Annotated in this window: 18 protein-coding genes; 9 read left to right on the plus strand and 9 right to left on the minus strand. The window is 59.7% G+C overall.

Features of this window, described 5'->3' with window-relative positions:
* Positions 1 to 114: 114 nt before the first annotated feature.
* Complete coding sequence (locus RY113_RS03355; RefSeq protein WP_315913477.1) at positions 115 to 384, minus strand: hypothetical protein; 270 nt, start codon at positions 382 to 384, stop codon at positions 115 to 117.
* An 84-nt stretch (positions 385 to 468) separates the two neighbouring features.
* Here RY113_RS03355 and RY113_RS03360 point away from each other — a divergent pair, with 84 nt between their 5' ends.
* A complete protein-coding gene (locus RY113_RS03360; RefSeq protein WP_315913479.1) occupies positions 469 to 1137 on the plus strand; it encodes a response regulator transcription factor in 669 nt (222 codons plus the stop codon).
* A gap of 77 nt (positions 1138 to 1214) precedes the next feature.
* Here RY113_RS03360 and RY113_RS03365 read toward each other — a convergent pair whose 3' ends face one another.
* From RY113_RS03365 to RY113_RS03380, 4 genes are all read right to left on the minus strand, one after another.
* Positions 1215 to 1763 carry a DUF488 domain-containing protein gene (locus RY113_RS03365; protein ID WP_315913481.1) on the minus strand — a complete coding sequence of 183 codons (549 nt, stop codon included), beginning with the start codon at positions 1761 to 1763 and terminating at the stop codon, positions 1215 to 1217.
* 173 nt (positions 1764 to 1936) lie between these two features.
* On the minus strand, positions 1937 to 2770 hold the full coding sequence (locus tag RY113_RS03370) for a DUF1206 domain-containing protein (RefSeq protein WP_315913483.1): 834 nt from the start codon (positions 2768 to 2770) through the stop codon (positions 1937 to 1939).
* A 270-nt stretch (positions 2771 to 3040) separates the two neighbouring features.
* Positions 3041 to 3820, minus strand: coding sequence for a type 1 glutamine amidotransferase domain-containing protein (locus RY113_RS03375; RefSeq protein ID WP_315913484.1), 780 nt, complete (start codon positions 3818 to 3820; stop codon positions 3041 to 3043).
* 113 nt (positions 3821 to 3933) lie between these two features.
* A complete protein-coding gene (locus RY113_RS03380; RefSeq protein ID WP_315913485.1) occupies positions 3934 to 4200 on the minus strand; it encodes a hypothetical protein in 267 nt (88 codons plus the stop codon).
* Between the two features lie 610 nt (positions 4201 to 4810).
* On the opposite strand from RY113_RS03380, the gene RY113_RS03385 reads away from it, so the two are divergent.
* The 3 genes from RY113_RS03385 (at position 4811) to RY113_RS03395 (ending at position 9473) form a co-directional block, all read left to right on the plus strand.
* On the plus strand, positions 4811 to 5506 hold the full coding sequence (locus tag RY113_RS03385; protein WP_315913486.1) for an aspartate/glutamate racemase family protein: 696 nt from the start codon (positions 4811 to 4813) through the stop codon (positions 5504 to 5506).
* A gap of 211 nt (positions 5507 to 5717) precedes the next feature.
* Entirely contained in the window at positions 5718 to 6704 is a 987-nt protein-coding gene (locus RY113_RS03390; RefSeq protein WP_315913487.1) for an ornithine cyclodeaminase family protein, read from the plus strand.
* A 573-nt stretch (positions 6705 to 7277) separates the two neighbouring features.
* The gene (locus RY113_RS03395; protein ID WP_396334207.1) at positions 7278 to 9473 is read left to right on the plus strand and encodes a beta-glucosidase; all 2196 of its coding nucleotides are present in this window, start codon (positions 7278 to 7280) and stop codon (positions 9471 to 9473) included.
* Between the two features lie 22 nt (positions 9474 to 9495).
* Here the strand turns inward: RY113_RS03395 and RY113_RS03400 are convergent, their stop codons facing one another.
* The 4 genes from RY113_RS03400 to RY113_RS03415 form a co-directional block, all read right to left on the minus strand.
* The gene (locus tag RY113_RS03400) at positions 9496 to 10908 is read right to left on the minus strand and encodes an MGDG synthase family glycosyltransferase (protein WP_315913491.1); all 1413 of its coding nucleotides are present in this window, start codon (positions 10906 to 10908) and stop codon (positions 9496 to 9498) included.
* Between the two features lie 151 nt (positions 10909 to 11059).
* Positions 11060 to 11221: a hypothetical protein gene (locus RY113_RS03405; protein WP_315913493.1), complete on the minus strand. Its 162-nt coding sequence runs from the start codon at positions 11219 to 11221 to the stop codon at positions 11060 to 11062.
* Between the two features lie 625 nt (positions 11222 to 11846).
* Positions 11847 to 13325, minus strand: coding sequence for a gamma-aminobutyraldehyde dehydrogenase (locus RY113_RS03410; RefSeq protein ID WP_315913808.1), 1479 nt, complete (start codon positions 13323 to 13325; stop codon positions 11847 to 11849).
* Positions 13326 to 13386: 61 nt separating this feature from the next.
* Positions 13387 to 14079: a TetR/AcrR family transcriptional regulator gene (locus RY113_RS03415; RefSeq protein WP_315913495.1), complete on the minus strand. Its 693-nt coding sequence runs from the start codon at positions 14077 to 14079 to the stop codon at positions 13387 to 13389.
* 171 nt (positions 14080 to 14250) lie between these two features.
* Here RY113_RS03415 and RY113_RS03420 point away from each other — a divergent pair, with 171 nt between their 5' ends.
* From RY113_RS03420 to nikE, 5 genes are read left to right on the plus strand one after another with little or no spacing between them, the layout of a single operon-like run.
* Complete coding sequence (locus RY113_RS03420) at positions 14251 to 15918, plus strand: amidohydrolase (protein ID WP_315913497.1); 1668 nt, start codon at positions 14251 to 14253, stop codon at positions 15916 to 15918.
* Between the two features lie 37 nt (positions 15919 to 15955).
* Positions 15956 to 17605, plus strand: a complete 1650-nt coding sequence (locus RY113_RS03425; RefSeq protein WP_315913498.1) for an ABC transporter substrate-binding protein — start codon at positions 15956 to 15958, stop codon at positions 17603 to 17605.
* Positions 17606 to 17607: 2 nt separating this feature from the next.
* Entirely contained in the window at positions 17608 to 18627 is a 1020-nt protein-coding gene (locus tag RY113_RS03430) for an ABC transporter permease (protein ID WP_315913500.1), read from the plus strand.
* Positions 18624 to 19484 (plus strand): ABC transporter permease, encoded by an 861-nt coding sequence (locus tag RY113_RS03435; protein WP_315913502.1) that lies wholly within the window; start codon positions 18624 to 18626, stop codon positions 19482 to 19484. Before RY113_RS03430 ends, RY113_RS03435 begins: the two co-directional genes overlap by 4 nt.
* Positions 19481 to 21073 (plus strand): ABC transporter ATP-binding protein, encoded by a 1593-nt coding sequence (gene nikE, locus RY113_RS03440; protein ID WP_315913504.1) that lies wholly within the window; start codon positions 19481 to 19483, stop codon positions 21071 to 21073. The genes RY113_RS03435 and nikE overlap by 4 nt, the downstream gene beginning before the upstream one ends.
* Positions 21074 to 21104 lie beyond the last annotated feature (31 nt).

Below are 21104 nucleotides of genomic sequence, written 5' to 3' on the forward strand. Positions count from 1 at the left end.
TGCCGGCATCCCTAACCACCACCCTTACGGCGGTTGCTTGCAGGTTTTTCGATGATCGAATATACGGATACTCCTTCTGACTCGGAGTTAGCCGTTTCTTGGTCTCTGCTGACACTATTTACCCACTAGGTTTTCAGCGGAGAAATCTGTTGACAGACCAAGTTTGTGTGGGCTGACCAGGGTTGTGATCCCCAGTCCATTTCTTTGTAACGCCCCGATGATTGCTTGTTCGCGCCGGGTCAGTGCAGCGATCTTCCTGGGGTTTGCGGTGTTTCGATGCTCATCCTCGGCTAGGGCCAACTGAACAATAAGTTCCCGAACGCTCGCCTGGCCGAGATCGTCGTCCTCAGGCGTGCTTTGGTTCTGGGTTTGTGCTGAATTCATCCCTAAAGCCTAATTTTCGGATGGGGTAACGTCTTCACCCTAAGGGGTGGACTCTTGCGCCCCCTGCTGCTCTACAGTGGAAGAATGGTAAACCTTCGCGTCGCTCTGGTAGATGACTATGAAATCGTGCTTCGAGGGCTGGAGATGATGCTTCGGTCTTATGGGGATACCGTGGAGGTGGTTGAACTGGACCTCAACCGAAATGTGGCCAAGACTGCCGATATCACGCTTTATGATACGTTCGCGGCTTTGCCGGGAGACGGTGTGGATGTGCATGAGTTGGCAAGCAATCCGCTGGCAGGCAAGGTGGTTGTCTATTCGTGGGACCTTGATGAAACACGGATCAAGGCGGCACTGGCCAACGGCGCAAGTGGGTACTTATCCAAAGGCCTTCCCGCTGCCCGCCTTGTTAGTGCTCTTCACGATATCCACCGTGGTGTAAGTCAGGTTTTCCACGGACCCAGTGGACAGTCGAAATCGAGCCTCGGTGATTGGCCTGGCCGCGAAGAAGGCCTGACTCAACGCGAGGCTGAAGTCCTTGCCCTCATCACCCAAGGCCTCAGTAACGCGGAAATAGCCGAACGAGCCAGGTTATCCATCAATACCGTCAAGACCTTCATCCGAAGCTGTTACCGCCGTATCGGCGTAACGGACCGCTCCAACGCCATCCTCTGGGGACTCGAGCATGGATTCTTCCCAGACCACAAACGCGTCCGGCCACGACCGTCACCTGCACAGAAGCCCGGGGACTAGCTAGTTCAAGGCCCAGCGGGTTGGCTCCACTACATCCCGTCTCTAGCAATCTCATTACTGACCGATACCGCTGGAGACTATTCTGCCGGGCCGTCGTTTTCTTCATAGGGGGGATAGGTGATTTTTTCTCGTTCTACGCGGGCAAAAGGGCGGAGCACATGCTCTGTTGCGCGCTTTTCGGTCATAATGTCAAGGACTCTCACGCCGCGGACCACAAGAGCATCACCGATCATTGACCGGTGACAACGCCACGGCACCGCTTCAGCACACATGATGGCAAGATCGTTGTGCTGGGCGCGTTGGATGAGATTCTCCAAGGCCTCACGAAACTCATCAGTTTGCATGTAGTCGGCGTAGCCTTGAAATGACTTGTTGCGCCAGCCACCATTGGGACTATCCGGCTTGACATGGCGCAAACCACCCAAGGAAGCAACCCGCCGATACGTCAACCCTGCCGCCCGCAGGCTGGCCGCTAGGGAATGCTCCATGAACTGGGGGTTGTGTCGGGACTTGGGTATGGTGCGTACGTCAACAACCTTCTTCACCCCGTGAGCCTTCAAGAGGGCAATGAATTCATCCATCGAGTGGGTGGAGTGTCCAATGGTGAAGAGTGTGATGTCCGCCATTAACCTACCGTATCGGGTGGAGGCCGGAGGTTCCAAACTTCGGCGCAGTCACAGCAAACCCAAGGTGCAAATGTCCTTGATAACGCAGGGGAGTCTCTTTACCATCACGGACTAAGTTATGTCAGGCCTGTGCTGCAGTTCTAGTTACCTGTGGTCGCGGTGGTGCTGTGGTGTCACATTTTAACGAATCTGGCCTTGGCAATTTGGTAGAGCCCGTAACAGATTAGGCCTGCGCCAATGAGGGTCAGGAGATAGACCCCATACGGTTGCTCCCGCACGGCTTTTAGCGCACCATCTAATCCGGTGGACTCCTGGGGCCGTGCCTGGAGGGTGGCAATGATGAAGAGCAGTCCCACCAAAAACAACGCGATACCTTTTGCAATGTATCCAATGAGCCCTAGGCCGGTGATGATTGCTCGTAAAGCGTCTGAGGAGGGTAAGGAAAGGTTCTTCTTAAAAGTGGTGCGGATACCCCTGACAGCGAAGACCACCCCTGTCACGATGAGGCCAACACCAACGCAGATCAACAGCAGCGGTCCCAATGGTAACTTCATAATCTCGGCTGTGGAGTCGCTTGTGGACCGTCCACTATTTTTTCCGTTACCAACAGCGAACGAGCTAAAAGCTATGGCCATAGCCAAAAAAACTACCGCCTGCCCTGCTGCGGCAAGCTTTTTCCACAGCTTTGATTTGGGTTCACGTTCGCGATACCCAAAAACAACTTCACTGAGTTGCCATAAGGCCAGTGCCGCACAGGCCGTGAAACCAAGCCAAAGCAGGAACGCACCGGCGGTTCCTTGGGCAAGTTGGGCCATGGCACCACCTTGGTCTGCCTGTGCGGCTTTACCGAAGGCTAACTGTATGGCGATCAAGCCGATCAAGACATGCAAGGCACCACTGACGGCAAAGCCTGTTCGGGCGGTGATGACAAAGATCCGAGAGTTCGCGGCGTTCTCGGCGGCACCTGCAGCGTCCTTCAAATCTTTTTTAATGGTGTTGCCTTTCATCGAGTGGCCACATGACACCGTGCTGTGTCATGTTACCTATTTTGTCACTGGCAGTCACTGGCAGTCACTGGCAGGTAGGGGAATGCTGAGCCTTTTCACGCCAGCTGAGCGTAGCGCAGACCGCATCACTCAAGCGGTGTTGCCATGCTGGCCCTAGGGGCGAGTAGCTAATGCGGTACCTGTTGGTGGCGGGTAATCCACCCTTGGACTGAACGGGCAACGGCCGCCCTTCAAGGGAAGGACGGCCGTTGCCTGAAGGTGCTTGTAGCGTTAGTGCTCAGTATCCGCCGCAGCAGCTGCAGCAGCCGCCTTCTCGGCGTCCTTCTTTGCACGTAGAGCTTGTGCTTCCTGCTCTAGCACAGCTTTTTCTTGGTGGATTACCTCGGCAAAGAGCTTCTCCATCTCCTTTGCCACCCCCGCGGCTGAGGCTGGGTTCTGTCCGGTTACCAGCCGGTCATCAACCACAACTTTTTCCTCGAAGACGTCGGCAAAGACGTGGGTTGCACCCTTCTCCTCCAGGCGGTCCGCCAGGAAGAAGGGGATAACTTTGTCCTTGCCCGCGGCTACCTCTTCGTCATTGGTGAAGGCAGCGACCTTCCGTCCATTGACGAGGTGTATCCCGTTCGCCAGCTCCACGTTCACCAAGCCAGCTGGGCCGTGGCAGACCGCGCCCACCACGTTGCCCGCGTTGTAAACACTGGCTACCAGTTGCTGAAGGCCCTTGCTTTCCGGGAAATCCCACATGGTTCCGTGGCCGCCTACCAGATAGACGGCGTCGTACTGCTCTGGATCTACGACGTCGACGCGGGCTGTGTTGTAGAGGCCGGCGCGCGTAGCCTCGTCCTGGGTGAAGGCCACCTGGATGGGATCGTCGGTGTCCACCTCGTCCTGCGGGGGCTGACCTCCTTGGATAGAGGCGAAGTCAACGAAATGGCCGGAATCCTTGAAGACCTTCCAAGGATGAGCGGCTTCGGCCACGTTGTAGCCAGTCTTCTCGCCCGTACCGGGAATCTCTGAAACGCTGGTCAGTACCATGAGGATTTTCTTCATGAAATGTTCCTTTCGTCCTTGCCCACCCTAGGCGAATCGAGGACGAAGTGCATAGACCATGCCGAGTCAGGACAGATTTGACACTGCTATTTTTGGCCTCAGCTGGTCCGGGATCAGTGTTGGTTTGCGCCGTCCAAGGCTTGCTGGGCGAGAACATCCTTCACCGTGGTCCAAGGATGTTTGCCATAGCGGTTGTTCTCAACATGGCGCAACTGTGATTGGCCAGAGAACGTGCTCATGCAGTACTGCATTCCCTGCCAAGCGGGAAACGTGGCGAGCGGATCCTTCCAGAAGCGTTGGGCAACCTTGCTGATGGCTGAGAGCACATTCGTGGTGCCAGCCCACAGCAAATTGTACGGAGTTCCGCTCAGATCGGACATGGTGCGGGCGATGTCGGGGGCAGTGACCCGGTCGCCGAAGAGATCACCGTCTCAACGCCTAAATGGGCGGCAGATAGGGCTGACCGATCGGAGTAATGTACCTCGACGATCTCCATGCGGTTGTTATTGCCGTACATTGCTTGTGCTTTTCCACTGCCCGGACGGGTGAGAACCCTCATGTGGGTATCCCTCAGCAGAAGTTCGCGCATGATCCGGCTCCCAAGATCAACGGTAGCACCGGCAACGAGGACCTGAGTTGTCATAGTCAGATCATACTCAAACACGCCCCGCAGGATGGGTGCATTTGTTCAGGGTGGTTCACGCTCCTCATGCAGTCCGGGTCCGCTAACCGGCGCGGCTAGGGCAACTTAGCTTGCCAGTTGAATGCCGCGCAAGAAAGCACTCACTGCAGCGGCCATTCGGGGCTGTACTTGGGGGACATTGCATAGCTTTTCTTGATACTAGTATTGCCATAGTTGTGGGATTTGGTACCTCGATCATGTTGGCCGTCGGCTCACTTGCTGGCGGGCTCTTGCCCTAATTCTGTGTGTAGTTGCCGACCATTACGGACCTTTTGGCAAAGCTTTAGAAGAAGAGGAACAGGCTGTTTATGTCCACTAAGCGTCGGGTAATTCTGATGGTCAACCCCAACACGAACCCAACAACTACAGCAATGATGCAAGATTTAGCAACGCTTGAACTGCGCGGTAGCGGCTTAGCAGCTGTGGGCATTACAGCGTTTCATGGGCCCAGAATGATCATCGATCCAGCAAGTCTCGAGGCTGCAGCAACCCATGTTCTCGACGTGGTGCGAACCTACTTAGCCGGTCCTGACGGGCCGGATGTAGTGGCAATCATGGTTGCTGCCATTGGTGATCCTGGGCGTCAAGAACTTAGCGAAGAGGTGACGGTCCCGGTAGTGGGAATAGGTGAAGCCTCGATCTTGGCCGCGTCTGAGGGCGGCAGAACTTTCGGTATGGCAACCAGTACCCCGTTGCTAGTGCCCTCGCTGAGGCATCTGGTTATGAATCATGACCGAGCCGAGTATTTCCGCGGGGTCAAGCTGACAACCAGCGGACCGTTGGCACTCGCTGCAGATCCGCAACAGCAATTACTTGAGCTGCGTCAAGCTGTAGGGGAATCGGTTGCTAGTGGCGCTCAGGCGGTAATAATTGCTGGTGGGCCGCTCAGTGAAACGGCCCGCAGGCTCTCTGCTGAAAACATTGCGGTCATCATTGAGCCCATCCCCAGCGCCTGCCGGCTTGTTCTGACGAGGTTGGGTACTGATCTGTTTACAGCGGACTGATCTTTCTTATTCGTCCAACAATGGTGTGGTGCGGACGTGATTCCCTGAGTAATGCATTGCTGTGCCCAGGCGGAATATCACGGTGTTGGCAGAGTAAAATTGCTCCGGAGTAGTGGCGTTGGAGTCACTGCTGAAGGCAGGCTCATTTGCCTTTCCATACAATTTTTCAGACGCAAGCAAATTCTCCTCCGTAGACATCAAGGACCCTGAGATGACACTAATTTTGACAGCTTCCGAACTCGATTCCTTAGTTGATATGCCGCGCACCATCGAGGCTGTGGAACGAGCATTCGCAGAGATTTCCGATGGGTTAGCCCACCAGCCAGCCCCGGGATCGCTTCACCTGCCTGCTTCTGACTCACGGTTCCTTCCGATGGCGGCGGTTTCGGGCCCTAGCGGCCTAGCTTCAGTGAAGTTACTTTCCGATATCCCCGGAAACGTGGAGCGCAGCTTGCCAACACAGCGTTCAACCCTTTTGTTGGTTTCCCAAACTACAGGGGAGACTCTAGCTATCCTGGACGGACGTATCCCCACACGCATCCGCACGGCAGCGGCCAGCGCTGTGGCCAGCAAAGCCCTCGCGAGAGCTGAGAGTTCCGTTCTCGGGCTTGTTGGTGCTGGAGCTTTGGCTGTGGCGCATGTTGAGGCAATGCTTGCTGTTCTTCCAATACGGACGGTGGTGGTTTGGTCCCGGAAAGCTTCAACCATCGAAGCATTCCAGCGTCAGATCGCACATTTGGAGCTTAACGTGGTTATTGCTCCGTCTGCCCAATTTGTTGTGGAGTCCGCGGACATTCTGTGCACACTCACACCGGCTTCTGAACCGCTCGTTTTTGGCAAATGGTTTCAGTCTGGTCTGCATGTCAACGCTGTAGGTGCAAGGCCCCGGCCTGACGAGCGTGAAATAGATTCTGAAGGAATGATCCGTTCCCGGGTATTTGTGGATAGCTTGTCAACAGCGCTCACAAAGTCCGGAGACCTGCTGATTCCGATCAACGAAAAGGTCATGACAGCGGAGCAGGTCCAAGGCGAACTTGGGGACGTCATCACAGGGAAAACGCCAGGGCGTACAGATTCAGATGACATCACCTTGTTCAACTCCGTGGGAATCGGAATGCTAGACCTCGCCATCGGACGAATTCTCTATGACCGTGCGCTCCAGCAATCCGTGGGCCTCGAAGTGGACCTTAGCAGTTAACTTCTCCTCCACCTCGGCATTGGCCGTACCTATTAACATGGCAGGGTAGGCCTGGTGATCACCGGCGCCTGTGTCGTCATTCACCATGAAACCGGGGAAATCATTGCCGAATTCCCCCTGGATGATGCCAAGGACTACCAAGTAAAAAAAGAAAAAACCCGGTCCTAGGAACGGGGTGAGGCGTTGAGGATTCTGAGAGGGATGTAATCGTTCGGCAAGCCACTAGGCTCTTGTGTTTACCAAGGATTTTGCTGTTTCAGGCTCGTTGGATGAGTTGAGTTCCGCTGATCCGGGGCTTGTTGCTAAGACGGCTTGACACCGCCGTGTCGTATTCACTGCTATCGGGCTATCGACACGGCCAGCGGAATCAAGCGGCGAAAGCGTTGGCGGATTCCGGGCCATAGGATCAGAATGATCGCGTGGTGTGGCCTCACCCCGGTTGCTGGGCACCGGATTGAGGCCAAGAGGGTGCATAATTTAGGGCATGGAGATGGTTGGAGCGGGTCGGGTTGCGCGAGTGCTGGAGCAGTGAGGCGGTGGAGTGCGGGTACACGATCCGGGTCGAGGAAAGTGTTGACGTCTGAGGTAAGCCCATATGGCAAGGCGGTCAGCGCAGTCCGGGCTGGTGAGCTCGATGCGGATGAGGCTGCGGATCAGCTGATCGACAGGATGACTGATCGGGAGCTCCTTGGACTGCTTGACGGCGACTCTCCCAAGCAGCTGCTGCCGCTCATCCCGGTGCTGCTGGATCGGCGGCCTTTCGTGGCCGGGGCGGTCCCGCGGCTCGGCATCCCGGGAATCCGGTTTAGCGACGGCCCCCGCGGCGTTGTGATTGGCACCTCCACTGCCTTCCCTGTGACGATGGCGCGCGCCGCGACGTGGGACCCGTCTCTGGAGGAGCGGGTAGGTCACGCTATCGGGTTGGAGACCAGGGCACGGGGCGCCAACTACTCCGCCTCCGTGTGTGTCAACCTGCTTCGCCACCCCGCGTGGGGCCGGGCGCAGGAGTGTTACGGGGAGGATCCGGTGCTTACCGGCCGGATGGGGTCGGCCCTGACCCGAGGCGTACGTGTGAACGTGATGGCGTGTGTGAAGCACTTCGCGCTTAACTCGGTGGAGAACGAGCGCTTCGAGGTCGATGTCTCGGTCGGCGAGCACGCCCTCCACGAGGTGTACCTGCCGCACTTCAAGGCCGTTGTGGATGCGGGCGTCGATTCCGTGATGAGTGCCTACAACAGGGTGCGGGGCGAGTATATGGACGTCAATCGTCCACTGCTCACCGATGTGTTGCGGGACGAGTGGGGCTTCTCGGGGTTCGTGACGAGCGACTGGGTGTTCGGTACCCATGATGCGGTCCTGAGCCTTCAGGCGGGGATGGACGTGGAGATGCCGCTGCGGTTGGTGCGAGCCCGCGATCTGCCGGCCGCGCTCCACCGGGGTGAGGTGGCCCGTGCGACCGTGCTGCGCTCAGCGCGCCGGATCCTGCGCACCAGCGTGCTGCATGCCGCGACGCGCGAGGAGGCGGTGCCGAGCCCGGCCCTCATTGCCTCGCCGGCGCATCGGAAGCTGGCCTACCAGGTAGCCGCAGAGTCGATCGTATTGCTGAAGAACGAGATCACCGGCACTGCGCCGTTGCTACCATTGGCTCCCACGACCGGGCACCTCGCGGTGATCGGGCGCCTCGCGGGGCAGGCGAACCTAGGTGATCACGGTTCCTCACGCGTTCGGCCCCCCTCCACGGTCTCGCCGCTGCAGGGGCTAAGGGACGCGCTTCCCCAAGTACGGATCACGAGCACCTCCGGTAAAAACTTACGTGCCGCAGTCGCTGCGGCGGCCGCAGCGGAAACGGTCATCGTCGTCGTCGGCCTGGACCAGCACGATGAGGGCGAGTCGGTCGTCACCGCTGGTGTGGACGTGGGCGTGCTCGGCCGGGCATTTGGCTCGGGTCGACTCCAAGGGCCGCTCATTGCCCTGGCACACTTTGCGTCACGGTTCGTCCGTGGTGGTGACCGCGACTCGCTCGATCTGCGCCCCTCCGATGTGCGCCTTATTCGCGCAGTCGCAGCAGTAAATTCACGGACCGTCGTCGTGCTGATCGGAGGCAGCGCGATCTTGACGGAGAAATGGCGAGACCGCGTGCCGGCGCTCCTCCTCGCCTGGTACGGAGGGATGGAGGGCGGCCATGCGCTAGCGAGCGTGCTCACCGGCGCCGCGGAGCCCGGTGGACGGCTGCCGTTTGTGCTGCCGACGGACGCCGCACATCTCCCGCCGTTCGACAGCGCTGCGAAGTCCGTCATCTACGACGACAAGTGGGGTCAACGCATGCTCGACGGTGATGGGCACGCGCCAGCATTCCCGTTCGGGTTCGGCCTGGGCTACACGACAATCGAGCACCGGCTCCTCGACCACAAGTTCGACGACACGGGAGGCAGCGCTGACGTTCTCGTGACGAATACCGGTGATCGCGAGGGATCGACCGTCGTGCAGGTCTACGCCGCGGACACCTCCCTCCCCAGGCCGGTAGCGCAGCTGCTGGGCTTCCAGAAGGTCACGCTGCAGCCAGGGGCGGAGTCGACCGTCCGGGTCACATTGGATGCGGGACCCACTCTGCAGCGCGATCCGGCGACACAGCGCTGGGCTCCCCGCGCCGGCGACTGGGGTTTGCTTGCTGCCCAGCACAGCCCCAACAGCTGGGAGCACGCGCGCCGATTACGGTTCCCTGGGGCCTTGATCGAGAAAATCGGCGTCGTGGACGGTCAGCCGACCTGAGGTCGGTACGGGTCGCGCCCGGTCACCCGGGGAAGGTGCGAGGGTGTGCCGACAGTGCCTCAACGCGGACGGGGAGCACGTCGTCGCCTTTGAGCATGGCGCGGAGCAACCGCCGCGCTTCCCACCGAAGTGAGAGCGGTGCGACGTCACGCCGCAGTAACAGCCCCCCGTCCGGAGCCGCGTACCGCTTCTGCAGATCGCCCAGTTCCTCCGATCGCAGCAGCGCCACCGTACTGCCTGTGGCCTGCTCGACCAGCCGGACCAGCGAGGATGGACCCGTGAGGTCAGTCGCGACGAAGTGATCCCCGCTAGATGTAAGGATCGTTTTTTGCGCCGCGCGGGTGACCACCAGGGGACGGAACGGCCCGTCGAGCAAGCCGTTCAGTACGTCAGCCGCCGCGTCAGGGCGGCCGATTCCCTGCGCTGCCGCTTGCATTCGTTGTAGACGGCCCGGCTCGCGCAGCAACTCGTCGATCTTCCAGCCGATGGTGGCAGTATTGTTGCAGCGGACAGCCGCCCCCTGTTCCATCAGATAATCACCGTTGCGGACCTCCTGCCCCGGGATGGGGTTGACCAGCACCATGGGCAGCCCTGCAGCCATGCACTCCGATGCCGTCAACCCGCCCGGTTTTCCCACGAAAAGGTCTGCGCGGCGCAGCAGCGCCGGCATTTCCGTTGTGAAGCCGAGGACACGGTAGCGGTCACCGGCGGAGGCTACGAGCGCCTCGATGCGCTGCCTCAGCGCGTCGTTGTAACCACACACAATTGTGGCCGTGAAGGGGGAGCGCATATGCAGCATCTGCCGCACCACCGCGACGGCATAGTCACCTCCTTTCGCACCTGCCGAGATCAACAGCATCGGGGGCTCACTGACATCGCGCACGGGGGCAACATCCGGCATAGCCGCGATCGGGATCCCCGTGGCCGCGACGCGGTCAGGAGGCAGACCGAGCGCCGTCAGCTCCACGTGCCCCTCCTCCCTGGCCACGAAGAGCATGTGGAATGCGCTCGTAAGCCACAGGCCCTGGAAGTCGTAGTCGGTGGTGACCACAGCAGTTCTAGCCTCGATCACGCCGCGAAGAAGAAGTGATGCCATCAGCTGGGCTGGCAAGAAGTGCGTGCACACGATAGCGGTGGGTCGGAATCGTTTGATCGCACGGATGACCGGAACCGCATTCACCCGTGTCCAGGGGTCGATTGGACCGCGGCGTCCGAACGGCGGATCACTGGCGTCATAGCCCCACTCGACCAGCCACGGCAACTCCCTGACCAAGACGAAGTAACCTTTCCCGAGCACGTCGCGGTAGAGTGCGCTACTGACCTGCAGCACATCCAGCACCAACACCTCGACGATGTCCGCGCGTGTGGCGCACGCCTGTTGGACCGCCGCTGCAGCGCTGTTGTGCCCCGATCCCACTCCGGCGGAGAGGATCATGACGCGCTCCCCACTGCCGCTGCTTGAGCTCCGCGCTGATGGCCCACGCATGAAGACATTTTTCATGTTCATTCCCCCAACTGCTCATCGAAAACCAAAACAGCCTCTATTTAGAGTATTGCAAATAAGGCAAACTCCACGGTTGGCGGTGTCAAGCCGTCTTAGCAACATCCTCGTTGAGTAGCTTGGTGAATACTTCCCTTGGTGTGAGGAATCCCAAGACTGCCCGGGGGCGGGCGGTGAGCTCGCCGGTGATGGAGTCCAGATAGCGCGGGTGATTGTTGAGCTCGATGCCCTTGGGTAAGTACTCCACTGATCCGGGAATGCCTTCCCAAGGGCACAGACGTGAGCATTCACAGGGCCGAAGACCTCGACTGGGCGCGGCCGAACTCAACGACCGGCTGAAGGCCATGGAGTTTCTTATACTGGATTCGGGATGGGCAAGGAACATTCCCATCAAGTAACCGTGCTGCTTATGGTTGGGAGTTGAGACGTATCTCCTCATGGTGTGATCAGGGGGTTGAGATAATTTTTGGGTGAAATCGCGTTACATCGTTTTTCTGATGCCCAGTGGGCTATGAGTACGCCGTTCAGGCCCCAGAAGGCGGGCAAGTCCGCGAGGGACGCGCCACCGCCGCCAAAGCCTGAACGGGATCTGGAAACGGCACTGACGGCTTTGCTGACCGGCGCCTACGTGGCCTGCCCCACAGGGGAAACTGCAGAATCTCAGAAATCTGCTGACTGAGCCTGTTGATCACGCGATTGGCCGCTCCCACGGCGCGGACTGGCCGCCCGTTAGGACAAAGTTAGGACAAACTTGCACTCAGCTACCGCGCAGCAGCAGTCCTGCAGGCAGTTTTCATCTGGAGCGCCCCATGAGAAGGCACCCCATGAGAAGGCACCTCCCATGAGAAGACACCCCCGTGAGGACACCTGCCTTAGCGCAGCGCGAAGATGGTGCGGTGCCAGTCCTTCTCGGCGGCGCCGGTCAGTTCGAACATGACGTGCTTGACCTGTGTGTATTCCTCGAGGGAGTACGCGCTCATGTCCTTGCCGAAGCCCGATTGTTTGAAGCCGCCATGGGGCATCTCGGAGATGATGGGGATGTGGTCATTGACCCACACACAACCGGCATGAATTTCGCGGGTGGCGCGCAGTGCCTTCTGCAGATTGCTTGTCCAGGCCGATGCGGCCAGCCCGTAGACGGTGTCATTGGCAAGGCGGATGGCCTCGTCGTCGTCGTCGAACGGCAGGACAACCAGTACGGGCCCAAAAACTTCGTCCTTGACGATCTCGCTCTCGGGTGCCGCATCGATAACGAGAGTCGCCGGGTAGAAAGCGCCCTGAGCGAGAGCTCCGTCGGTGGGGATGTCCCCGCCGGCAATGACCTTCGCATAGCATCGGGCCCGCTCGACCATCCCGGCCACGTGGTCGCGGTGCTTGAAGGAAACCAGCGATCCGATGTCCGCGCCGTCGTCCTCCTGCATGCCCAGACGGATGTCCCTGAAGCGCTGAGCCAGCTTGTCGGTGAACTCCTGGTAGACGGAGCGGTGCACAATCGCGCGGGTTGCGGCGGTGCAATCCTGACCTGAATTGATCAGGCTTCCTGCAACGGCGCCATGGACTGCCGCGTCAACATCGGCATCCTCAAACACCACGAACGGCGCCTTGCCGCCTAGCTCAAGGTGGACCCGCTTGGTGTTGGCTGCCGCGGCCTCCATGACAGTGCGGCCCACCGCCGTGGATCCGGTAAAGGAGACCATGTCCACGTCCCCGTGTGCCATAAGTGCCGCACCCACCTCAGTGCCAGTGCCCACCAAGACATTGACGACGCCGGGCGGCAGCCCCGCATCATGGAGCGCCTGGGCGAACATCACCGAGGTCAGGGGAGTGATCTCGGCCGGCTTGAGCACAATCGTGTTGCCCGCAGCAATGGCTGGCAGGATTTTCCATCCGGCCATCTGCAGTGGGTAGTTCCACGGCGTGATGGAGCCGATAACACCGATGGCCTCACGGCGAATGCTTGAGGTGTGCTCGGGCGAATATTCGCCCGTGGCCTTGCCTTCAAGGTGGCGGGCGGCGCCGGCGAAGAACTCCACATTGTCGATGGTGCCCGGCACGTCAAAATTCCGTGTCAGCCGCAGCGGCTTGCCTGTTTGGCTGCTCTCGATCTGGGCGAATTCCTCCGCGCGTTCGCTCAGGATTGCAGCAAAGCGGTGCAGGATGGCCGAGCGCTCGCCAGGTGGCGTGCGCGCCCACGCGGGGAACGCGGCGCGGGCGGCGGCCACGGCACTGTCGACGTCGTCCTCGTTGGCGAGGTCCACGGTAGCGACGATGGCGCCCGTGGCCGGATTGACGACGTCGTGCGTCTGGGCCGATGAGCCCTGCCGGATGCTGCCGTTGATGAACTGGTACATCATGCTCCCTTGGGATGGGTGGGGTAAGGCCGTGGCGCGGCGTCCTGCCGCGCCCCGTGGTCTAGCGGGTACCGTCGCGCTCCACCGAATCGAGAATGGCGCCCAGGCCTGCCTGGAAAACGCTGATGCCGTCGAGGTCAAGAAGGCGCTGGCGATGTTCCTGGATCAGCGGGAAACCGGTGACTGAGGCCACGGCAATTGCCTCCAGCCAGGGTTCGTGGCCATCGGAGTTTGGTTTCGCCAGTACTTCCTGGGCCAGTCCTGAGCCATGGCCCAGCGTGAAGCTTTCCAGCGCGCCGTAATAATGCACTATGCGCTCACCGGACAGGCCGGCATCCTTGAGGCACAAAAGGACAAATTCGATGGCGTGCAGCTCGCCCTGGCCAAAGGTGTCCGTAGCGAAGGAGTCGCAGCCAATGGACGGGTATTTGATGAAGACATCGACTACGGCATTGAGGTAGCACTCAAGCCGAGGGCGCCATTCTTTAGGAGCCTGAGCCGTCGTGGCTTCCTCAAGCGCCATGGTGAACAACCTGTCCAGCGCTGCCTGCAGGATTGCGTCACGATTGCGGAAGTGGCGGTACATGGCGGTTGGGTTGGCACCAAGAGCCTCGCCGAGGCTCTTGAAAGTGAAACGCGACTGTGGTTCGTCGCGGGCAAGTTCCAGTACGGCGTCGATGATGGTGTCTGCATCGAGCCGCACACGCCGTTCGGGGTGGAGTTCATTCGCTAGAACGGGGCTGGGGATAGCCATGTAGCACCGCCTCTTCCAAAAATTGATTGATTTGCTTCTTTGATTCCACGCTACATGAGAATCGCTGACCACAGTCAACGCTAATGTCAATGCCATTGTCAACGTCATTGACATTCTCAATTTTGCCGCATAACGTGACGTGCAACACAACGTTCTATCGAGGGGTACACGATGACAGTCGCGTCAACGATTTTTGGCAATGGCTTGGTCTACACAGGTTTGGAGCAGGGCCCCCGCCCTGCAGCCGTGGCCATCGGGGAAGGCCGCGTGCTGGCCATTGGGAGCCTTGATGAGCTTTCAGCCTTTGTAACCAGGGATACACACCATGTTGCCCTGCGTGGACGTCTCCTTATTCCGGGCTTTCAAGATGCGCACGTGCATCCCATCATGACGGGCGTTGAACACCTGCAGTGCGATCTCAATGAGGCAACCACCGCAGATGAAGCAGTCGCCGCTGTTCGTGACTATGCACAGAGCCACCCGGATGAGCCCTGGATCATTGGCGCAGGCTGGGCCATGGATCTGTTTCCGGGCGGAACGCCTACACGCCAGATGCTTGACGCAGTGGTCTCGGACCGCCCCGTCTTGATTCAGAACCGCGACCATCACGGAGCCTGGGCCAACACCAAGGCCTTTGAAGTGGCCGGTATTGACGCCTCAACCCATGACCCCGCCAGCGGCCGTCTTGAGCGTGAGGCTGATGGCTATCCTGCCGGAACCGTTCATGAAGGCGCCATGGGGCTCTTTGACCATGTGCACCCGGGCATTGCCCCCGGCCAGGCCCGTGAGGGGTTGCTGTGGGCCCAAGAGCTCATGGTTTCCTACGGAATTACCGCCTGGCAAGACGCCTGGGTGGGTGCCTCCGAGGAAGGTTTCGGTGACACCCTGGCGGTCTACCGCCAGGCGCTTGAGGATAAGGAACTGAAGGTTCGCGTCCGCGCAGCCCAGTGGTGGGACCGGGCCGCTGGCCCTGAGCAGATCGAGGCAATCCTGGCACGGCGCGATCAAATCGCGGCCTCCTGCGACCCGCTGCGGCTTTCGGCGGGAACGGTAAAGGTCATGGTTGACGGCGTAGCCGAAAACTTCACCGCAGCCATGCACGCCCCCTACCGTGACAATCACGGACACGCTACTGACAACCACGGGATTGAATTCTTTGAACCCGGCCAGATGCGCCAGTTCGTCACAGATCTGGACGCCAACGGCATGCAGGTCCATTTTCACGCTTTGGGGGACCGTGCAGTCACTGACGCCCTTGACGCCATCGAACATGCCCTTACCGTCAATGGTCCCAGCGGCAACCGGCACCACCTGGCGCACCTTCAGGTGGTGCGCAGTGAGGACGCGCCGCGTTTCGCAGCCATCGGCGCAACAGCCAACATCCAAGCACTCTGGGCGTGCCACGAAGAACAGCTTGACGAACTGACCTTACCGTTCATGGAGGACGGCGCCGTCCAGCGCCACTATCCCTTCGGTGAACTTGCTGCCGCAGGTGCCCATCTGGCCGCCGGCAGTGACTGGGCAGTCTCTTCTCCCAACCCGATTTTGGCCATTCACGTGGCGGTGAACCGGGTGGAGCCGGGTGGCTCGCTGCCCGCGTTGGGACCTAAGCAGCACAAGCTCACGCTTAAAGCGATCCTCGATGCCTACACTCAGGGCACTGCATGGGTCAATCACCTCGATGCGGCCACCGGCACCATCCGTCCCGGCGCCCTCGCCGACCTGGCAATTCTTGATAAAAACCTCTTTGACATCCCCCCGCAGGATTTGCACACGGTCCAAGTGGACCAAACCTGGATTGCCGGCGAGCTTGTCTTTGCCCGGGGCGTGAGCCAGTGAATTCCCCAGCACAAGTCACTATTTGTGGAGGAAACCCATGACCCGATTTAGCACCTGGCTGAGACGGATTGGCCCTGGAATGGCCGGGTGTTCGGCTGTTGCCCTCATGCTCACCGGCTGCGGACCCGCCGCGATTGGCAACGACGACGGCGCCCCTAAGTTCGAGCTCAGCGCCACAACACCCAAGCCCAGCAAGGAAATCGATAGTTTCAGCTGGGCGCTCTACGCAGAGCCGTTCTCACTGGACTACGCCTATGCCTTCGATTATTCGGATAACCTGGTGCTCTCTAACATGTGTGAATCCCTCTTTCGCTGGAACGCGGACCTCACGACATCTCCTGGGCTGGCCACGAAGTTTGAACAACTTGATGACCTGACCTGGGTGTACACCATCCGTCAGGGCGTGCACTTCCATGATGGCTCACTCATGAGCGCCGACGACGTTGTGGCCTCGCTCCAACGCCACCAGAGCGAAGAAGTTGGCTCGTTCTGGGCTTCCTCTTTTGATCGTGTAGCTTCCATTGAAAAGACCGGCGACTATGAGGTCACCATCACCACAACAACCCCGGACTACGGCCTGAACTCAGCTCTTGTGGGTGCGCCGGGCGTCATCGAATCGGCCAAGACCCTCGCCGAGGCAGGTACCGATTACGGTAATTCTTCAACCGGTGTGAACTGCACGGGCCCCTTCATGTTTGATAACTGGGCACCGGGTGAAAGCATCAGCCTGAAGCGCTTTGATAACTATTGGGATCCGGAGGCCAAGGCCAAGGCGAAGGAGATGTCCTTCCAAATCCTTCCCGATGCCACCGCACGCACCAATGCACTACAGACCGGTGAGATCGACGGGAGCTGGCAGGTTCCCTCAAATGCCATTGACATTTTGAAGGCAAATACTGACGCCGGGAACATGTACTTCGGTACCGACACTTCGGTGCAAAGCCTTGTCACCTCCAATCTTGAGGGGGTCTTCGCAGACGTCCGCGTCCGCAAGGCCCTCATGATGGCGATCAACCGAGAGGCGTTGCTGCGGGCCGCAGAGCAGGGCTACGGGAGCGTGACTAATGGGCTGACAACCAAAAACGTCTGGATCGGGGCCAAACCCGCTACCGTCGATGCAGCCTTCGGCGAGCTACAAACCCTTGACTACGATCTCGAAGAAGCCAAACGCCTCGTTAAGGAAGCCGGCGCAACAGGGAAGAAGTTCGTCTACGCGACGGCGTCCATCACGGCCGCCTTTGACATCGCCTCCCGGGCCGTCGCCTCGGCCGCCAAGGAAATTGGCCTGGAGCCCGAAATTCTGACCATGTCCAATGACAAATACACCACGTTGTTCTCGGACCCGGAAGCCCGCAAGGGGATCGATATCTTTGAGACGTCCTGGTACCTCTCAAGTGCCGAACCGCTTGAAATGTACACGGTGCTACGCACAGGGGACTTCAGCAATTATGGGGGCTGGTCAAACACCGAGTTCGATGACCTGGTCAACGAGGCAATCGGAACCAAGGATCCCGATGCCAAAGCCCAACTGACGGCGCAGGCCGCCAAGATCGCCAGCGATGAGGTGGTGTGGTCCCCGCTCTATGAAACAGTCACCTCCGTGTGGATGGGCAAGCGCATTACCGGTGTGGCCCCGTCAATCAACTACATGTACTTCCCGTGGGCAGCAACGATCGGAGGCCGGTAACCATGGCTGTAACTGACATAGTGGCGGCTCCGGCCCCGTCAACGCGTGGCACAAAGAAGAAGCTGAAGGCATCGCCGGTGATCTTTGTGATTCGCAAGGTGGCAACCCTGCTCATCACCTTGTTCTTCGCCTCGCTGATCGTCTTCTTCTCGCGATTCATCCTCCCGGGGGACCCCGCACGGTTCCTCTTGCGTGGCCGCAGCCCCAACCCCGCGGCACTGGCTGCTATCACCAAGCAATATGGTCTGGACAAGCCGCCCGTAGAGCAATACCTTTCCTGGGTGGGCGGAATTCTCCATAGAGATTGGGGCCGCTCCCTTGCCTACCGCCAGGATGTCAGCGAGGTGCTGCTGGCCCGGCTTCCCGTGACACTTGAACTCGTAGCACTGGCCGCAGTCTTCATCACCGTCCTTGGATTAGCGGCCGGAATCTTGGCCAGCTTGAACAAGGGTGGCTGGGACCGTTTCATCCTGATCTCAGTCACGGCCGCTGGCGCCATTCCGCCCTTCGTTGCAGCGATTGCCCTGACGGCACTGTTCTCCGTCCAGCTCGGCTGGTTCCCCTCCTTTGGCAGTGGAAGCGGCGGATTGGACAGGCTCTGGCATCTAACCCTGCCGTCATTGGCCCTTGGCGTCACCTACATTGCCTTCATGGCCAGGGTTACTCGGTCCTCCATGAATGAGCAGCTGACCCGTGAACACGTTGAGGTGGCCACCAGCCGCGGTCTGAAACCCAGCGCAGTAGTTTTCAGGCACGTACTCCGCAACGCCATGGCCCCCATCTTGACCGTGAGCGGCGTTCTGATTGCCGGACTTCTGGTCTCAAGCGCCATCGTGGAGCAAACCTTCGGCCTAGCCGGAATTGGCGGGCTGCTGGTGCAGTCAATCGACCGCCTCGACTTCTCCGTGGTGCAGGCAATCGTCATGATCGTCGTCACCGCCTTCGTTGTGGCCAACACCATCGTTGATCTGATCCAGCCCCTCCTTGACCCTCGAATCGCAGCAGGAACGGAGTCCCGATGACTCTCACAGCAACGCTTCTTCCCGGCCTATCAAAACGCCGCTATGGAAGCATGTTCTCAACGGTTGGCTGGGCAGCAGTGGTGGTGGCGCTCACCGTTGTCCTCCTCTCAGTCCTTGCCCCCTTCATTGCACCGCACGATCCGAACTATGTGGACCTTGAGAGTGTTCTGAGCGGCCCCAGCCTGGCCCACTGGCTTGGCACTGACGCCATGGGCCGTGACCTACTGAGCCGGCTCATGTTTGGCGGGCGTACCTCACTGGTTGGTCCGTTGATTGTGGTTGTGGCATCTACTATCTTTGGTCTGCTGCTGGGCCTGGCTGCGGGGTGGAGCGATGGCTGGATCAGCGCACTGCTGAGCCGCATCTTCGACCTCGTCTTTGCCTTCCCCGCACTCCTACTCTCCATGCTGGCGATTGCACTGTTCGGAAAGGGACTCGTGGCGCCAATCATCGCCATGACCATCAGCTACATTCCCTACGTTGCCCGTTTGACCCAGCAGCTTGTCATATCCGAGCGCTCCCGGCCCTACGTTCAGGCCTACCGCGTGCTTGGTTTCAGGACCTCCTGGGTGGTGCTTGGCCGCGTGCTGCCAAACCTGGTCCCCACTGTGGGCGCCCAGTCCACCCTGAATTTTGGTTACGTCCTGGCCGATCTTGCCGCACTGTCCTTCATTGGCCTTGGCATTCAACCACCAACTTCTGACTGGGGAGCCATGATCGAGGAGGCCCGCGGGGCTTTGCTTAGCGGAAGTCTCATGCCCGCTCTGCTGCCGGCACTGGTGGTGGTCCTTATTGTTGTCTCAATCAACGTGATCGGTGAGGAACTTTCCGATCGGATTGGCGGAAACCTCTCATGAGTAAACTCCTTGAAATTGAACAGTTCTCCATGGCCTTTCCTGGCCGCGGGAACCTGCTCAGTGATGTGAGCCTGCACGTGGACGAAGGCGAGGCCGTGGCCTTGGTGGGTGAGTCTGGTTCAGGAAAGTCACTGACCACACGGGCGGCGTTGGGCCTCTTCCCCGAGACCTCACGCCTGAGCGGTTCGGTGAAGGTTCGCGGACTTGACACCACCACAGCCTCCGGAACCAAGCTGCTGGAGCTGCGCCGCAACCGCGCCTCGATGATCTTCCAGGACCCGCGCGCCGGCATCAACCCGGTGCGGACCGTAGGCGATTTTGTCACAGAGACGCTGGTGCGCTGGCGCGGACTTAGCCGGCAAGAGGCCGCGGCCCAGCTGGAGCAGGTGGGCCTGCGCCGCGCCAAGGAAATGATGCGCCAGTACCCGCATCAGCTCTCCGGCGGCATGCTCCAAAGGGTCATGATTGCGGCGGCGCTGCTTGACTCGCCCGAGTTGTTGCTGTGCGATGAGCCAACAACAGCCCTTGATGTCACCACCCAGGCTGGGATTGTCACGCTGCTGCGCGAACAGCAGCAGGCCCGCGGCATGGGCATGCTCTTTATTACTCATGACCTGAACCTCGCGGGCTCGCTGTGTGACAGGGTCTACGTATTGCGCAAGGGCGAGGTTGTTGAGCACGGCGGGTCGCGCCAGGTCTTCACCAGCCCGCAGGCGGACTACACGCGCCAGCTCATCGCGGCAACGCCAAGCATCGACATTGACAAGGTTCCTGCAGTTCCTGTCCAAAACGATCAGAGCCCGCTATTGCGGGTTGAGGGACTGTGCCGGCGCTACACGCTGCCCGGAGGGGAGATCCTCAACGCGCTGAACAATGCAAGCTTCAAGCTGGCCAAGGGCGGTTCGCTGGGTGTTGTGGGTGAGTCGGGTTCGGGGAAATCCACCCTGGCTCGTATGATCGTTGCCCTTGAAACGCCCGAGGCCGGGGAGCTGGAAGTTAGTGGCCGGCCCCGGGCTCACCGTGCTCTGAAGGCCGGTGAGCGCAAGCTTTTGGCCAAGGACGTACAGATCGTTTTCCAGGATCCGTACCTCTCCCTTGATCCCCGGATTCCCGTGGGCAAGGCCGTGGCCGATGTTTTCCGGCTCCATCAAGGGCAGACTCGCAGCGCGGCCTTACAAAGCGCCAGGGAACTCCTTGACCGGGTGGGCATTGGTCCGGAACGGTTCGAATCCAAGCCCCGTGCGCTCTCAGGTGGTCAGCGCCAGCGTGTTGCCATCGCCAAGGCTTTGGCCGCCAGGCCCAAGCTGCTGGTCCTGGATGAAGCCACCAGCGCCCTGGACGTTTCGGTTCAGGCTCAGGTGCTGGAACTTGTGGAAGAACTCAGGGATCAATTGGGTCTGACAATCCTCTTCGTCACCCATGACCTTGCCGTGGTCTCACGGCTTTGCTCGGAACTGTTGGTGTTGCGGGACGGGGTGATCGTTGAACAAGGTTCAACCGCGCAGATCCTGGGCGCCCCTGCCAGCGAGTACACCCGGACACTCATCAACTCCCGTCCCCAACTTCTCTGGCAGGACCAGCCAGTCTAAATTCGTTACTCAAGGCTGTCCCGCCACCAAG

The sequence above is a fragment of the Arthrobacter sp. lap29 genome (assembly GCF_032458965.1).
GTDB lineage: Bacteria > Actinomycetota > Actinomycetes > Actinomycetales > Micrococcaceae > Specibacter > Specibacter psychrochitiniphilus.

Coding starts and splice junctions, on each gene's coding strand:
- RY113_RS03430 (WP_315913500.1), top strand. CDS start 17,608: ATGGCTGTAACTGACATAGTGGCGGCTCCGGCCCCGTCAACGCGTGGC.
- RY113_RS03425 (WP_315913498.1), top strand. CDS start 15,956: ATGACCCGATTTAGCACCTGGCTGAGACGGATTGGCCCTGGAATGGCC.
- RY113_RS03415 (WP_315913495.1), bottom strand. CDS start 14,079: ATGGCTATCCCCAGCCCCGTTCTAGCGAATGAACTCCACCCCGAACGG.
- RY113_RS03370 (WP_315913483.1), bottom strand. CDS start 2,770: ATGAAAGGCAACACCATTAAAAAAGATTTGAAGGACGCTGCAGGTGCC.
- RY113_RS03410 (WP_315913808.1), bottom strand. CDS start 13,325: ATGTACCAGTTCATCAACGGCAGCATCCGGCAGGGCTCATCGGCCCAG.
- RY113_RS03390 (WP_315913487.1), top strand. CDS start 5,718: ATGACACTAATTTTGACAGCTTCCGAACTCGATTCCTTAGTTGATATG.
- RY113_RS03380 (WP_315913485.1), bottom strand. CDS start 4,200: ATGTCCGATCTGAGCGGAACTCCGTACAATTTGCTGTGGGCTGGCACC.
- RY113_RS03400 (WP_315913491.1), bottom strand. CDS start 10,908: ATGATCCTCTCCGCCGGAGTGGGATCGGGGCACAACAGCGCTGCAGCG.
- RY113_RS03360 (WP_315913479.1), top strand. CDS start 469: ATGGTAAACCTTCGCGTCGCTCTGGTAGATGACTATGAAATCGTGCTT.
- RY113_RS03365 (WP_315913481.1), bottom strand. CDS start 1,763: ATGGCGGACATCACACTCTTCACCATTGGACACTCCACCCACTCGATG.
- nikE (WP_315913504.1), top strand. CDS start 19,481: ATGAGTAAACTCCTTGAAATTGAACAGTTCTCCATGGCCTTTCCTGGC.
- RY113_RS03385 (WP_315913486.1), top strand. CDS start 4,811: ATGTCCACTAAGCGTCGGGTAATTCTGATGGTCAACCCCAACACGAAC.
- RY113_RS03420 (WP_315913497.1), top strand. CDS start 14,251: ATGACAGTCGCGTCAACGATTTTTGGCAATGGCTTGGTCTACACAGGT.
- RY113_RS03375 (WP_315913484.1), bottom strand. CDS start 3,820: ATGAAGAAAATCCTCATGGTACTGACCAGCGTTTCAGAGATTCCCGGT.
- RY113_RS03435 (WP_315913502.1), top strand. CDS start 18,624: ATGACTCTCACAGCAACGCTTCTTCCCGGCCTATCAAAACGCCGCTAT.
- RY113_RS03355 (WP_315913477.1), bottom strand. CDS start 384: ATGAATTCAGCACAAACCCAGAACCAAAGCACGCCTGAGGACGACGAT.